Origin of the sequence: Stenotrophomonas sp. GbtcB23 (assembly GCF_019091045.1) — a bacterium.
GTDB classification, from domain to species: Bacteria; Pseudomonadota; Gammaproteobacteria; order Xanthomonadales; family Xanthomonadaceae; genus Stenotrophomonas; species Stenotrophomonas rhizophila_A.
Map to the genome: position 1 here is coordinate 136512 of NZ_JAGXKC010000005.1, position 14274 is coordinate 150785.

Below are 14274 nucleotides of genomic sequence, written 5' to 3' on the forward strand. Positions count from 1 at the left end.
CGGGAGCCTCTCATGCACGTGATCTACCAGGCCGACAACCTGTTCGACGCCCATCTGGTCAAGCACGCGCTGGAGGCGGCCGGGATTCCGGCCTTCGTTTTCGGCGAGTCGCTGCTGGGCGGGATGGGCGAGCTGCCGCTGTTCGGGGTGCTGCGGGTCTGCGTTCCGGACCTGGCCCGCCCGGAGGCGGAGCAGATCGTGGCCGGGCTGGACTTGGGCGGGCCTCAGGATGACCCCATATTCGACGGTGACGAAAGCGCCGGCCTGTTGCCGGCCTAGGAGAGCGCCATGTTGGGGATTGCCAAGGGCCTGTTGAGTATCGGGGCGTTCAAGCAGCGCCTGCCGCGGCCGGAAGAGGCGCTGCCCGGCCGCGAGCACCCGCTTCCGCTGCACAACCAGCACTATGTGAACAGCCATCCGCTCAAGGACGGCTTCGCCGGGCTGGAGCGCATCCGCTTCGCCATGGGCTGCTTCTGGGGCGCGGAGCGCAAGTTCTGGACCTTGCCGGGGGTGTATTCGACCTCGGTGGGCTATGCGGGCGGGGTGACCCCGAACCCGACCTACGAGGAAGTGTGCTCGGGCCTGACCGGGCACACCGAGATCGTGGAGGTGGTGTTCGACCCGGCGATCATCAGCCTGGGCGAGCTGCTGCAGGTGTTCTGGGAGAACCACGACCCGACCCAGGGCATGCGCCAGGGCAACGATACCGGCACCCAGTACCGTTCGGCGGTCCATGCCACGTCCCAGGCCCAGTTCGATGCGGCGTTGGCCAGCCGCGATGCGTATCAGCAGCGCTTGACCGAGGCTGGGCTGGGGTCGATCACTACCGAGATCGAATATCCGGCGCCTACGTATTACTACGCTGAGGATTACCACCAGCAGTACCTGGCCAAGAATCCGAATGGCTATTGCGGGATTGGTGGGACTGGGGTGAGTTGCCCGATCGGGGTTGGGGCTTAACAGCTCCTGGTTGCATTTGATGCTGGAGGTGCCGGGCGTTGCCCGGCACCTTCATGCGTTCTGGCGAACAGCCGGTAGCCTGCGCATGGCCTGAGCTGGGCCGGCGGGTGCGGGTTTGCGGGACACGCTGCAAGTACGTCCATGTAAGCTCGTTCGCGCCATCCATGGCGCTCTACGGTCCCGCAAACCCGCCCCCGCCGACCCTCGACGGTGTGTTGGGGGTCACGGAAGATCAACGGCGGGGCCGATCATTTTCATGCGTTACCGGGCGTGGTGGCGTTCCGTGCCGTCGTTCGGGAACCGACGCTACCGTCCCTAGCCCAGCTGTTCGCGGAAACCCAAAAACAAACGGGACGGATGCACTCGCTGCATCCGTCCCGTCTTTGCGTTCGAGAACGCAGGAACTGCTTACAGTCGTTCGCGAATCGTCTGGCGCAGCGCTTCAAGGTCCTTGGCGAACGCGTCGATGCCGGCGGCCAGCTTCTCGGTGGCCATCGGGTCGGCCGCCAGGTCGGCGGCGAATGTTGCGGCGTCGATCGGGGTGACGGTGATCGCTTCGGGGGCGCCCGCCACCAGCTTGCGCGGCAGGTCGCCGTGGTCGGCGTCCAGCTTTTCCAGCAGGTCCGGCGAGATGGTCAGGCGGTCGCAACCGGCCAGTGCTTCGATCTGCGCGGTGGAACGGAACGAGGCGCCCATCACCACCGTCGGCGAGCCGCGGCGCTTGAACTCGGCGTACACGCCGCGCACGAACACCACGCCCGGGTCGGCGTCGATGTTGGCCGGGGCCTGGCCGTTGGCCACATACCAGTCCAGGATCCGGCCGACGAACGGGGAGATCAGGAACGCGCCGGCCTCGCTGCAGGCCAGCGCCTGGGTCGGGTTGAAGATCAGCGTCAGATTGCAGTCGATGCCTTCGGCCTGCAGCTGGCGGGCGGCTTCCACGCCTTCCCAGGTGGCGGCGATCTTGATCAGCACCTTGCTGCGCGGCACGCCAGCCGCTTCGTACATGGCGATGAACTGGCGCGCCTTGGTCACCGTGTTCGCCGTGTCGTGCGCCAGGTCGGCGTCGACTTCGGTGGACACACGGCCCGGCACCAGCGTGCTCAGCAGCGTGCCCACGCCCACGGTGAGGCGGTCGGCCACGGCGTGCACGACGGTTTCGCGCTCGCCCGACTGCTCACGGCCCCAGGCCAGTTCGCGCTCGATCAGTTCGGCATAGACCGGCAGGTCGAGTGCCTTCTTGACCAGCGTGGGATTGGTCGTGCAGTCGACCGGCTTCAGGCGCTTGATCGCCTCGTAATCGCCGGTATCGGCCACGACCACGGACAGGTCGCGCAGCTGCGAAAGTTTGGACGGGGTTGCGGTGGTCATTGCGGCTCCTGGAACGTTACCTGGGCCCTGCGGGGTGCGTGGCAGGGACGATCAAATCTTGGGGGCGTGGACGGCCTTCACCCGCAGGCGCAGTTTGCGGCCGCCAGGTGCATCCCAGTCCATCGACTGGCCAACGGCCAGGCCCAGCAGTGCGGTGCCCACCGGTGCGAGGATGGAGACCTTGCCCTGGTCGACATCGGCTTCGCGCGGGTACACCAGCGTCAGCTCGTGCTTGTCGCCGTGCAGCTCATCTTCGCATTCCACCCGCGAATGCATCATGACCACGCCTTCGGGCATCTGTTCCGGCGCCACGACGGTCGCACGGTTCAACTCATCGGCCAGGGCCAGCGCCGCAGGCGTCTTGGCGACGGTGGGTCCGTCGAGCATGGCCTCGAGGCGGTCCATGTCGTGACTGGAAACGGTGATGGACGGCGGCAGGCCGCTGGCGGTAGACATCTGAAACTCCTTGATTTTGGAAGACCCAAGCAAAAGGCGGCGCCTGCTGGCACCGCCTCGTCCTATTGTGCTGCCTATCCGCAGAGTATGCGACCCGGGCCCGGGGCACCCCGGCATGGCCGGTTCAGCGTGACCGTCAGGCCCGCGCCTGCAGCGGCTGCGGCCGGTCCGGGGCGCCATCGGCGGGGTCCAGCATGAACAATGCCTCCGGCAGCCGCTTGAACTGCTCGGCCAGCTGTTCCAGGAACCCGGTCATGGCCGAGCTGCGCCGCCAGGCCATCGCGATGCGCCGGCTGGGGCGGTCTTCGCCCTCGAAGTCGAGCAGACGGATGTTGTCCGAGCGCGGCACCGGCGGCTTCACCGACAGCGTCGGCAGCAGGGTGATGCCGACGTCGGCCGCGACCATCTGGCGCAGCGTCTCCAGGCTGGTGGCGCGGAATTCGGATTTCTCGTTGGCGCCGAACAGCCGGCACACCGCCAGCGCCTGGTCGCGCAGGCAGTGCCCGTCTTCAAGCAGCAGCAGCTTCTGCGAAGACAGCTCCTGCACGTCCAGGTGCAGGCGTCGCGCCAGCGGGTGCTGGCCGGAGACGGCCAGCAGGAACGGTTCCTCGAACAGGAACTCGGCGTGCAGCTGGTCGTCGTCCAGGGGCAGTGCCAACAGCGCCGCGTCCAGCCGGCCGTCGCGCAGCCGGTGCAGCAGCTCGTCGCTTTTTTCTTCGACCAGCAGCAGTTCCAGCTGCGGGAAGCGTCCGCGGATGTTGGGGATGACGTGCGGCAGCAGGTAGGGGCCCAGCGTGGGGAAGATGCCCAGCCGGACCGTGCCCGCTTCCGGATCGCGGCTGCGCCGCGCCGCTTCTTTCAATTGTTCGATTTCACCCATGATCGAGCGCGCGCGGGCGGCCGCTTCCAGCCCGGCCGGGGTCAGCATCACCTTGCGCGGGGAACGTTCCACCAGCGGCAGGCCCAGCTCATCCTCGAGCTTGCGGATCTGGGTCGAGAGCGTGGGCTGGCTGACGAAGCAGGACGCCGCCGCGCGACCAAAGTGGCGATGGTCAGCCAACGCCACCAGATATTTCAGATCACGTAGGTTCATTTCCTTGTACCTCTAGACGGTAATGGACCGGGCGATGGCGTGGTTTCCCCAGCAGGTAAAAAAGGTTCCCCGCAAGCGGGGAACCGGACGTTTCAGGCAGCTTCGGCGACGGCGCCGCTGCTCTTGGGAACGGTAGTTCGGATCAGGTGGTCAAAAGCGCTCAGCGCGGCCGTCGAACCGGCGCCCATGGCGATGATGATCTGCTTGTAGGGTACGGTTGTGCAATCTCCTGCGGCGAACACGCCCGGAACACTGGTCTGGCCGCGGTCGTCAATGACCACTTCGCCGCGCGGCGACAGGGCCACCGCGTCCTTCAGCCATTCCGTATTGGGCAGCAGCCCGATCTGCACGAAGATGCCTTCCAGCTCGACCCGGTGGGCGTCGCCACCCACGCGGTCCTTGTAGACCAGGCCGTTCACCTTTTGACCATCGCCCAGCACTTCCTGGGTGAGCGCGCTGGTGATGATGGTGACATTGCCCAGGCTGCGCAGCTTCTTCTGCAGGACTTCATCGGCACGGAGTTTGTCGTCGAACTCCAGAAGGGTCACATGCGTCACGATGCCGGCCAGGTCGATCGCCGCTTCCACCCCGGAATTGCCGCCGCCGATCACCGCCACGCGCTTGCCCTTGAACAACGGGCCGTCGCAATGCGGGCAGTAGGCCACGCCCTTGTTGCGGTACTGGTCTTCGCCGGGCACGTTCATCTGGCGCCAGCGCGCACCGGTGGACAGGATCACCGAGCGCGACTTCAGCGATGCGCCGTTCTCCAGCTTGATCTCGACCAGGCCATCGTCGCCGGCCGGCACCAGGCCGCTGGCGCGCTGCAGGTTCATGATGTCCACGTCGTACTCGCGCACGTGCTGTTCCAGTGCCATGGCCAGCTTCGGGCCTTCGGTTTCCTTGACCGAAATGAAGTTCTCGATCGCCATGGTGTCCAGCACCTGGCCACCGAAACGCTCGGCTGCCACGCCGGTACGGATGCCCTTGCGGGCGGCGTAGATCGCCGCAGCGGCGCCGGCCGGGCCGCCGCCGATGACCAGCACGTCGTACGGCGCCTTCGCGGCGATCTTCGCCGCATCGCGCTTGGCCGAACCGGTGTCCAGCTTGGCCACGATCTGCTCCAGGCTCATGCGGCCCTGGTCGAACACTTCACCGTTGAGATACACCGTGGGCACGGACATGATCTGGCGTGCTTCGACCTCGGCCGGGAACAGGCCACCGTCGATCGCCACGTGCTGGATGCGCGGGTTCAGCACCGCCGCCAGGTTGAGTGCCTGGACCACGTCCGGGCAGTTCTGGCAGGACAGCGAGAAGTAGGTCTCGAACCGGTACTCGCCTTCCAGCCCCTGCACCTGCTCGATCACCTCGGCCGTTGCCTTGGAGGGGTGGCCGCCGACCTGCAGCAGCGCCAGCACCAGCGAGGTGAATTCGTGGCCCATCGGCAGGCCGGCGAAGGCCAGGTGGATGTCCTGGCCCGGCGTGGTCAGCGCGAAGGAGGGGGTGCGCTCGGCGCCGTCGCGGCGCACGTCGAGGGTGATCTGGCTGGACAGGCTGACCAGGGTTTCCAGCAGCTCCAGCATCTCCTGCGACTTGGCGCCGTCGTCGGCGTGCGCGGTGATCTGGATCGGCCGGGTGACGCGTTCCAGGTAGGTCTTCAGCTGGGACTGGAGGTTGGCATCCAACATCGAAAAACTCCTTGATTCAGGCAAAGGAACGGCGTCGACGTACCACTACGGTACATCTGGGCGGCGTAGGGGTGAACCGAAGCGGGCGCGGGCGCACCGGCTTGGATTCACCCCCACTCCCGTCGCAACGGGAATGGGGATGAGGCGCTGCTTAGATCTTGCCGACCAGGTCGAGCGACGGGGTCAGGGTCTTCTCGCCTTCCTTCCACTTGGCCGGGCACACCTGGTTCGGGTTGGCGGCGGTGAACTGGGCAGCCTTCAGCTTGCGCAGGGTCTCGGAGACGTCACGGGCGATCTCGTTGGAGTGGATCTCCAGGGTCTTGATCACGCCTTCCGGGTTGATGATGAACGTGCCGCGCAGGGCCAGGCCTTCTTCGGCAATGTGCACGCCAAAGGCGTTGGTCAGCTGGTGGGTCGGGTCGCCGACCAGCGGGAACTGGGCCTTGCCGACGGCCGGCGAGGTTTCGTGCCACACCTTGTGCGAGAAGTGGGTGTCGGTGGTGACGATGTACACCTCGGCACCGGCCTTCTGGAACTCGGCGTAATGATCGGCGGCGTCTTCAATCTCGGTCGGGCAGTTGAAGGTGAAGGCGGCCGGCATGAAGATCAGGACCGACCACTGGCCCTTCAGGGTGCTGTCCGACACCTTGATGAATTCGCCATTCTGATAGGCGTTGGCTTCGAACGGCTTGATCTGGGTGTTGATGAGCGACATCGATATTCCTCGTGGTGAAGGGGGATGGGTGAAGCAGCCAACACAGAATACCGGCTGGGTTTCGATAAGGAAAATGCATTGATTTCATCAATACGATAGATGCAGTCTATCGAAACGGCCTGATTCCCGAGTGAACATGGGCTGCTATTCATTCGTAGCCCATTGTGTGGAAAGGATTTTCATCATTTCCTCGCGCTGCGCGGTGATAGCCGCAGGTTATCCGCCCGGCGCGGTGCCTGAACCGCGTTTCAGCGTCCCGGGGTGGCTGCGACAACCGGTCGCGGGGGCCGGCCCGTGCCGCCATTGGCCTACACTGCGCCCCCACCGACGCCCAGGCCCGCCATGACCGCCGCCCCACAGGAGATCCGCCAGCTGCTTGCCGCCGCCGCCCGCGTGCTGCCTGGGGTGGAAGGCCGGCATGAAGCCGAACTGCTGCTGCTGCATGTGTTGGGGCGCGAGCGCGGCTGGCTGTTCGCCCATGCCACCGACCTGCTCGACCCGGCCACGGCGGAGGCATTCGCGGCGCTGCTGCAGCGTCGCATCGCCGGTGAGCCGGTCGCCTACCTGCTGGGCCGGCGCGGCTTCTGGACCCTGGACCTGGCGGTCAGCCCGGCCACCTTGATACCGCGCCCGGAAACCGAACGGCTGGTCGAACTGGCCCTGGAGCGGCTGCCGGAGGGCGTGCCGCTGCGGATCGCCGACCTGGGCACCGGCAGCGGTGCCATTGCGCTGGCCCTGGCCAGTGAACGCCCGCTGGCGCAGATCGTGGCCACGGACATGAGTGGCGATGCGATTGCCGTCGCTGCCGGCAATGCCCGCCAGCATGGGCGGGCCAACGTCGCGTTCCGCCAGGGATCCTGGCATGCACCCTTGGCGGGCGAGCGCTTCGACCTGATCGCCAGCAACCCGCCGTACATCGCCAGCGACGACCCGCACCTGGCCCAGGGCGACCTGCGCTTCGAACCGACCACCGCACTGGCGTCTGGCCACGACGGGCTGGACGACATCCGCCTGATCATCGCCGGCGCGCCCGCGCACCTGCAGCCGGGCGGTTGGCTGCTGATGGAACATGGGTGGGACCAGGGCGAAGCGATCCGCGCGCTGCTGGAGGGCGCCGGATTCGTCGAGGTGGAAACCGCGCTGGACCTGGAGCAGCGCGACCGGGTGAGCCTGGGACGGTGGCCCACCACCCAGCGGTAGAATGAGCGACCGTGATTCCACTGGAGCTCCACCCATGCGCACGCTGTACCCGGCCATCACCCCCTACGACGTTGGCAGCCTGAAGGTCGACGACCGCCACACGCTGTATTTCGAACAGTGCGGCAATCCGCAGGGCAAGCCGGTGGTGATGCTGCACGGCGGCCCCGGCGGCGGCTGCAGCGACAAGATGCGCCAGTTCCACGATCCGGCCAAGTACCGCATCATCCTGTTCGATCAGCGCGGTGCTGGCCGTTCCACCCCGCACGCCGACCTGGTGGACAACACCACCTGGGACCTGGTGGCCGACATCGAGAAGCTGCGCGAGCACCTGAAGGTAGAACGCTGGCAGGTCTTCGGCGGCAGCTGGGGTTCGACCCTGGCGCTGGCCTATGCCCAGACCCACCCGCAGCAGGTCACCGAGCTGGTGCTGCGTGGCATCTTCATGCTGCGCCGCTGGGAACTGGAATGGTTCTACCAGGAAGGCGCCAACCGCCTGTTCCCCGATGCGTGGGAACACTACCTGGCGCCGATCCCGGCGGTGGAACGCCACGACCTTATTTCCGCCTTCCACCGCCGCCTCACCAGCGACGATGAAGCCACCCGCCTGGCCGCGGCCAAGGCGTGGAGCGTGTGGGAAGGGGCCACCAGCTTCCTGCACGTGGATGCCGACTTCGTGAACAGCCATGAAGACCCGCGCTTCGCGCTGGCATTCGCGCGCATCGAGAACCACTACTTCGTCAACGGCGGTTTCTTCGAGGTCGAAGAACAGCTGCTGCGCGACGCGCACCGCATCGCCGACATCCCGGGCGTGATCGTGCACGGCCGTTACGACGTGGTGTGCCCGCTGCAGAATGCGTGGGAGCTGCACAAGGCCTGGCCGAAATCCACGCTAGAGATCAGCCCGGCATCGGGCCATTCCGCGTTCGAGGCAGAGAACATCGATGCGCTGGTGCGCGCGACGGATGGTTTCGCCGCCTGATCCACGTACCCACCCACGGTGGGTACCTGCCGGGGCTACGGGGTTGACCGCGCCGTGACGTCCAGCGCGGTGAACACCCGCGCCAGGCGTTCGGCCCACGCGCGCTGACCGGCGGCATCGGCGATCAGGTCCTGGCGGATTTCCAGCTCAACGTGCAGCAGCCCGCGGCCTTCACCATGCACCGGCACCGCGTAATCGCTGGTGCTGCTGACCGAATACGGTTCGTTGTCGCCCACCACCAGGTCGCCTTCGTCGCGCAGTGCCTGCAGCAGCGCATGCGCCAGGCGCGTGTCCTGGTGGTACAGCACCCCGGCATGCCACGGCCGGTCCGCACCGTTCATGCGCGGGGTGAAGCTGTGCATCATCACCAGCAGCGTCGGGCGCTGCTGCCCGGCGCGTGCATCCAGCTCGGCGGTAATGCGCGCATGGTAGGGCGCGTGGATTGCATCGATGCGCTGCTGCCGCTGCGCGGCCGACAGCCCGGCGTTGCCCGGCACCACGGTATGGTCGCTGACCTCGGGAATCAGCGTCGGCGACGCCAACGGACGGTTGCAGTCGATCACCAGCCGCGAATAGGTCTGGGTGATCGCCCACGCGTCGAGCAACCGGGCCAGTTCGCGGGTGACCCCGGCAATGCCGATGTCCCAGCCGATATGGCGGTCGCGCTCGACCTGCGGCAGCCCCAGGTTCGCCAGCACCTCCGGCACCTGCTGGCCGGCGTGGTCGGTGATCAGCACATACGGCGAACGCCCGGCCGGATGCAGCACGGTGAACGGTGCAGGATCCTTGGCGCCAAGCAGGGGCGTGGCCGCCAGCGGAAGCGCGCGGGAATCAGCCACGTGCGGTCCCATCCAGGTGGTGCTCGATCATCCACAGCCCAGCCCACAACTTCGCGTCCAGCTGGTAGCCCTGGCCCATCTTCTCCACCAGCCAGGCCGCCGCGCGGGCGCGCGGCACCTCATGCACGGTGATGTCCTCGCTGGCATCGCCGCCGCCTTCGCCGACCCTGCGCAGGCCGGTGGCGCGCACGAAGGCGATTTTCTCGCTGCTGGCACCGGAGGAGGTCGGGCCGATCATCAACACTTCGGCATGCCCGGCGGTCCAGCCGGTTTCTTCTTCCAGCTCGCGCACGGCGGAGTCTTCAATCGATTCTCCCGCGTCGATATCGCCGACCAGGCCGGCCGGCATCTCGATCGTCTTGGCCTGCAGGGGTACGCGGAACTGCTCGACGAACAGCACGTTGTCGTCGGGGGTGACGGCGATGATGATCGCGGCCAGTCCGCCGGCGTGGGTGCGTTCGCTGTACTCCCACGAGCCGCGCACGACCATGCGCTGGTACTTGCCTTCGTAGACGACCTTCGGGGCTTGCGTGTTGGGGCTCATGCGAACTCGCTTGCGGGAGGAGAAATATCGGGAATGCCGGCGGCGTTGAACAGCCGGCGCCGGGTCAGCGGACCAAAGCGCAGCGCCTCGCACAGGCCCTGCAGCATCTGCGGATCGGCGCTGGAACGGCTGAAATCGGCCTGCGCCGCATCCAGCGGTGCATCCAGCGCGATGGTGGTGAGCTGCCGCCACAGCAGTGCATGCTCACGCTGCTCGCGCAGCCGCACCGCCATCTGGGCGGCGCCGCGCAGGCGCAGGAACGGCACTTCGTCCAGCCGCTCGTAGAGGGTGTCCAGGCTGCCGAAATGGGCCAGCAGCACGGCGGCCGACTTGGCGCCGACGCCGCTCACCCCGGGAATGTTGTCGACCGCATCGCCGCACAGTGCCAGGTAATCGGCGATCTGGTGCGCATGCACGCCATGGCGGGCCTTGACCCCGGCCATGCCCCAGCGCTGGTTGCGGGCGTAATCCCATTGTTCGTCATGCTCGAACAGCAGCTGCGACAGGTCCTTGTCGGCCGAGATGATCACCCCGCGCATGCCGGCCGGGCGGCGCGCATGCAGCGCGCTGCCGATCAGGTCGTCGGCCTCGTATTCGTGGTGGGCCAGCACGGTGAGGCCCAGCGCGCTGCACAGCGCCTTGCAGTGCGCGAACTGGCGGCGCAGCGCGTCGGGCGCCGGATCGCGGTTGGCCTTGTAGGCAGCGTAGAGGGTGTGGCGGAAGCAGCTGTCCAGCGCCTCGTCGAAGGCGATGGCAATGTGCTGCGGGCGCTCGCGCTCCAGCAGGTCGAGCAGGAAGCGGGCAAAGCCATGCACCGCGTTGGTCGGCCAGCCCTGCTGGTCCTGGAATTCGTCGGGCATCGAATGCCAGGCCCGGAACACGTACAGGCTGGCATCCACCAGGTAGAGAGGCGTGTGCACTCAGCCCACCCAGTCCTGCAGCAGCGCGGCCGGATCAGGGCGCTCACGTTCGGGCACGGCGGTCTTCGGGGTGCCGATATGGATGAAACCCACGATCTGCTCATGCTCGGCCAGGCCCAGGTGGGCATGCACGGCCGGGTCGAACGCCATCCAGGCGGTCAGCCACTGGGCGCCAAAGCCCAGCGCCTGCGCAGCCTGCAAAAGCGCGAAGCAGACGCAGCCGGCGGTCATCAGCTGCTCCAGCTCGGGTACCTTCGGGCTGGGCGTAGGCGCGGCGATGACGGTGATGATCAGCGGCGCATGCGAAAAGCGCATCCGGTCCTTCTCGACCTGTGCGTCGGAGGCAGTGGGGTCGCGCTCGCGGCTGCGCCGGGCCAGGAACTCACCCAGCTGCAGGCGCGCATCGCCGGCGATGCGCAGGAAGCGGTAGGGCACCCGCTTGCCGTGGTCCGGCACGCGCACGGCCGAGGCCAGCATCCGCTGCAGGGTGGCCGGGTCCGGTCCGGGCGCGCCCAGTTGCAGGGCGGGAACCGAACGGCGGGCGTCCAGGGCTTGCAGCGCAGGGGAGTCGAGCATGGGGTCTCTGTCGGGCATCGGGGTGGCTCAGATTATAGTCGGGGCAGTTTGTGACCCGTCTTCCGGCGATCTCCTGCCCATTTGCGACAAAACGTGATGAACCTCACTTAATTAACGGCACTCCTTCACGTCGCTGTACTCGCTTCCCACCCGCGCTGGCCTTACGATACAAGGCCTGCCGGCACCCGGGTCATGAGGTTCAAAGTGCGGACTGTTTCACTGTCCCTGACCGGTGGGGCGTCCTACCATCCGTGTGCTGGTGTCTTGGGGACGCCCGTGCCTGTTGTATCCATGCTGCATTCTGTACCAGCGAGGGTGGGGAGCCTTTTCGCATGATCGCCACGCCCAACGTATCGGGACAGCCGGGTCGCGACCCGGCGCTGTTGAAGCTTGCACGCGAGGCCGCCCTGCCGGGCCTGGCCGAGTCGTTCGCGACCGTGATCGCCCGCTTCGACGACGTGCTGTTCGACCGTGCCGGCACCGCTGGCGCGTCGCAGCTGCTGTTCCTCGATGGCATGCGTGAACTGCGTCGGCGCCGTGAAGACATCGTGGCCGGTTTCCGTGGGCACCTGGCCAGGGCCTGGGACGCGCTGGAACACGCTGAGCCGCTGTCGGCCGAAGCCACGCTGGCCGGTGCGGGCGGGGAAGGGCTGAGCCTGGTCCCCGAGCACGTGCTGGAATCGCGGCTGGCGGTGCGCAACTTCGCCACCGTGCTGCTGCGCGACTGGAAGCCGGTACTGGGCCGGCTTGACCGCCGCCTGGGCTGGATCGCCGGCGGGCTGGAACTGAACGCCGACACCAACCCGATCAGCCCCGAACACATCGGCGTGGCCATCCATGAGGCCTTCGCAGACTGTGAACTGGCGCCGGAAGTGCGCCTGGTGCTGATCAAGCTGTGCGAGCGCGACCTGCACGCGCCGATCGGCAAGCGTTACGAGAAACTCGACGAACAACTGGCCGCTGCCGGTGTGATGCCGCAGATGGCCGCCCCGCGCCGCGCCACGCCGCGTCCGCCCACGCCCCGGCAGGAGCTGGACGAGCTGGTCCAGACCCTGGAAACCGAAAGCGGCGCAGCCGACGAAGGTGCGGCCCCGGCCTGGGCACGGCGCTTCGCCGACCGCTGGGCGGCCAGCCGTGGCCGCATGCAGTCGGCGCAGGCCGCGCATGACCATGCAGCCGAAGGCCCGGACGGGATGAGCGGCAACCAGGGCATGTTGCTGGAAGCGCTGCACGAGCTGCTGCAGCAGACCCGGCATGTCCGCGAAGACGCGACCTCCGCCGCCAGCGTGGCGGTGGGGCAACAGCGCCCACTGAGCCAGCGCGAAATGATGTCGGTGCTGTCGCTGCTGCAGGCCACGCCGAGCGCGACCCTGCGCGCGGCGATCGGCGAAGACGGCGAATCGCTGGCGCAGCGGTTGAAGAGCGAAGTGCTGTCCGGGGCAACCCGGCTCGGCGTGGACCCGGCGCAGGCGCGCCTGGACCCGCAGGATGAAGATGCGATCGACCTGGTGGGCATGCTGTTCGATGTGATGCTGGACGAGCGCGACCTGGAAGGTCGCTCGCGCGAGCTGATCGGCCGGCTGGTGGTGCCCTTCGTGAAGGTGGCCATGCTCGACCGCCGCATGTTCGTGCAGAAGACCCATCCGGCGCGCAAGCTGCTCAATTCGCTGGCAGAGGCCTGCGAAGGCAACACCGGCGAGAGCCAGGCCGAGCGCGTGCTGATGGGCAAGGTCGAGGAAATCATCGAGCGGCTGGTGGCCGAGTTCAACGAGAACCTGGCCATCTTCCTGACGTTGGAAGAAGAATTCCGCGACTTCCTGGCCCAGCACCGCCGTCGCATCGAAATCGCCGAGCGCCGTGCGGCCGAGACCCAGCGCGGCCAGGAAAAGCTGGAAGTGGCGCGCACCCGCGCGGCATCCGAACTGGACTGGCGGATCGCTGATACGGCATTGCCGCAGGCCATCGGCGATTTCCTGCGGCAGCCGTGGCAGCACCATCTCACCTTGGCGGTGCTGCGCGAAGGCGACGACGGCCCCTCCGTGAGCGAGGCGCTCGCGTTGGCGGACGGGATTCTGGAAGAAGTGTCCGAAGCCCGGCGCCAGATCGTCGGCAAGCCCTGGCTGCAGGCATGGCACCCGGTGCTGCGCAAGGTGTTCGCCAGTGTCGGCGTACACGCCGATGGCGCCAACGCGGCGATCGATTCGCTGCATGACACGCTGCAGTCCATTGCCGAATCGCGCCCGGAACTGGAACGCGCGCTGCCGGAGCTGCCGCAGGTGGTCCTGCCGACGCCGCCGGCTGCGGACAGTGCAGGCGTGGAGCTGGGCAGCAAGGTCGACGTCACTGATTTCGATAATGCCGATGCCGACCGTTTCCGCGGCCTTGAAATCGGCAGTTGGCTCGATTTCGTCGACAAGGACGGCAAAGTCCAGGCCGGCAAACTGTCCTGGGTCAGCCCGATCTCGCAGCGCCTGCTGTTCGTGAACCGACGCGGCGTGCGTTTCTGCGTGGCCTCGCCGGAAGAACTGGCGGTCATGGTGCGCCTCGGCCGCCTGCGCGCGCACATCGACGACGGCGCCTTCGACAGCGCCATGCAGGGCGTGATCGATCGCCTGGACACCAAGGGCGCTACGGTTCACTGAAGGCAAAGGCAGCGTTTCGGTTGCTACGTGTTGGGGAGGCCGTCGGGCAGCCCCCTACGGGACACGCCGTGAATCCATCCATGGAGGCTTGTCAAAAACATCCATGTTTTTGACAGTCCCTACGGGGGCTACCCGCCGGCCTCCCCGATGGTGGGTCGCACGCGGATGCAAAGAGCAGCCACGCAGGGCGTGGCTCTACGCGGATCACATGGGGCACGGTAATTGGATGGACTCGCCCCTCGCCGAGGCGTCTGGGCGCCATGGTGGCAACCTATAGCCACCAACAGCGAGGGA

At 67.1% G+C, this 14274-nt stretch carries 14 protein-coding genes; 5 read left to right on the forward strand and 9 right to left on the reverse strand.

The features are described from left to right. The first annotated feature begins 12 nt into the window (after nt 1–12). Both KVS69_RS03925 and msrA read left to right on the forward strand, forming a co-directional pair. A complete protein-coding gene (locus tag KVS69_RS03925; protein WP_068849355.1) occupies nt 13–279 on the forward strand; it encodes a DUF2007 domain-containing protein in 267 nt (88 codons plus the stop codon). Nucleotides 280–309: 30 nt separating this feature from the next. Then, nucleotides 310–960, forward strand: a complete 651-nt coding sequence (gene msrA / locus KVS69_RS03930; protein ID WP_217537101.1) for a peptide-methionine (S)-S-oxide reductase MsrA — start codon at nt 310–312, stop codon at nt 958–960. Between the two features lie 408 nt (nt 961–1368). On the opposite strand, the gene KVS69_RS03935 is transcribed toward msrA, so the two are convergent. The 5 genes from KVS69_RS03935 to ahpC form a co-directional block, all read right to left on the reverse strand. Next, nucleotides 1369–2331 (reverse strand): transaldolase, encoded by a 963-nt coding sequence (locus KVS69_RS03935; RefSeq protein ID WP_217537061.1) that lies wholly within the window; start codon nt 2329–2331, stop codon nt 1369–1371. A 51-nt stretch (nt 2332–2382) separates the two neighbouring features. After that, the gene (gene rnk / locus KVS69_RS03940) at nt 2383–2787 is read right to left on the reverse strand and encodes a nucleoside diphosphate kinase regulator (RefSeq protein ID WP_068849359.1); all 405 of its coding nucleotides are present in this window, start codon (nt 2785–2787) and stop codon (nt 2383–2385) included. 136 nt (nt 2788–2923) lie between these two features. Beyond that, complete coding sequence (locus KVS69_RS03945; protein ID WP_068849361.1) at nt 2924–3880, reverse strand: LysR substrate-binding domain-containing protein; 957 nt, start codon at nt 3878–3880, stop codon at nt 2924–2926. Between the two features lie 92 nt (nt 3881–3972). Next, nucleotides 3973–5565: an alkyl hydroperoxide reductase subunit F gene (gene ahpF / locus KVS69_RS03950; protein ID WP_093532920.1), complete on the reverse strand. Its 1593-nt coding sequence runs from the start codon at nt 5563–5565 to the stop codon at nt 3973–3975. 151 nt (nt 5566–5716) lie between these two features. After that, the gene (ahpC, locus tag KVS69_RS03955) at nt 5717–6280 is read right to left on the reverse strand and encodes an alkyl hydroperoxide reductase subunit C (RefSeq protein ID WP_068849365.1); all 564 of its coding nucleotides are present in this window, start codon (nt 6278–6280) and stop codon (nt 5717–5719) included. A 342-nt stretch (nt 6281–6622) separates the two neighbouring features. Between ahpC and prmC the strand changes: the two genes are divergently transcribed. Together prmC and pip are read left to right on the forward strand one after the other, a co-directional pair. Further along, complete coding sequence (gene prmC / locus KVS69_RS03960) at nt 6623–7480, forward strand: peptide chain release factor N(5)-glutamine methyltransferase (protein WP_217537065.1); 858 nt, start codon at nt 6623–6625, stop codon at nt 7478–7480. 34 nt (nt 7481–7514) lie between these two features. Then, complete coding sequence (pip, locus tag KVS69_RS03965) at nt 7515–8459, forward strand: prolyl aminopeptidase (RefSeq protein WP_184124839.1); 945 nt, start codon at nt 7515–7517, stop codon at nt 8457–8459. A gap of 35 nt (nt 8460–8494) precedes the next feature. On the opposite strand, the gene KVS69_RS03970 is transcribed toward pip, so the two are convergent. Genes KVS69_RS03970 through KVS69_RS03985 form a run of 4 tightly spaced genes read right to left on the reverse strand, consistent with a single transcriptional unit; the run spans nt 8495 to nt 11338 of the window. Beyond that, nucleotides 8495–9298, reverse strand: a complete 804-nt coding sequence (locus KVS69_RS03970) for an N-formylglutamate amidohydrolase (protein WP_345776789.1) — start codon at nt 9296–9298, stop codon at nt 8495–8497. Then, nucleotides 9291–9842, reverse strand: coding sequence for an NUDIX hydrolase (locus KVS69_RS03975; RefSeq protein WP_217537069.1), 552 nt, complete (start codon nt 9840–9842; stop codon nt 9291–9293). Before KVS69_RS03975 ends, KVS69_RS03970 begins: the two co-directional genes overlap by 8 nt. Beyond that, nucleotides 9839–10762: a 5'-3' exonuclease H3TH domain-containing protein gene (locus KVS69_RS03980; protein WP_217537071.1), complete on the reverse strand. Its 924-nt coding sequence runs from the start codon at nt 10760–10762 to the stop codon at nt 9839–9841. Before KVS69_RS03980 ends, KVS69_RS03975 begins: the two co-directional genes overlap by 4 nt. After that, on the reverse strand, nt 10763–11338 hold the full coding sequence (locus KVS69_RS03985) for a nitroreductase (RefSeq protein WP_217537074.1): 576 nt from the start codon (nt 11336–11338) through the stop codon (nt 10763–10765). Nucleotides 11339–11670: 332 nt separating this feature from the next. Between KVS69_RS03985 and KVS69_RS03990 the strand changes: the two genes are divergently transcribed. After that, a complete protein-coding gene (locus KVS69_RS03990) occupies nt 11671–13980 on the forward strand; it encodes a DUF1631 domain-containing protein (protein WP_217537077.1) in 2310 nt (769 codons plus the stop codon). The last annotated feature ends 294 nt before the right edge of the window (nt 13981–14274 follow it).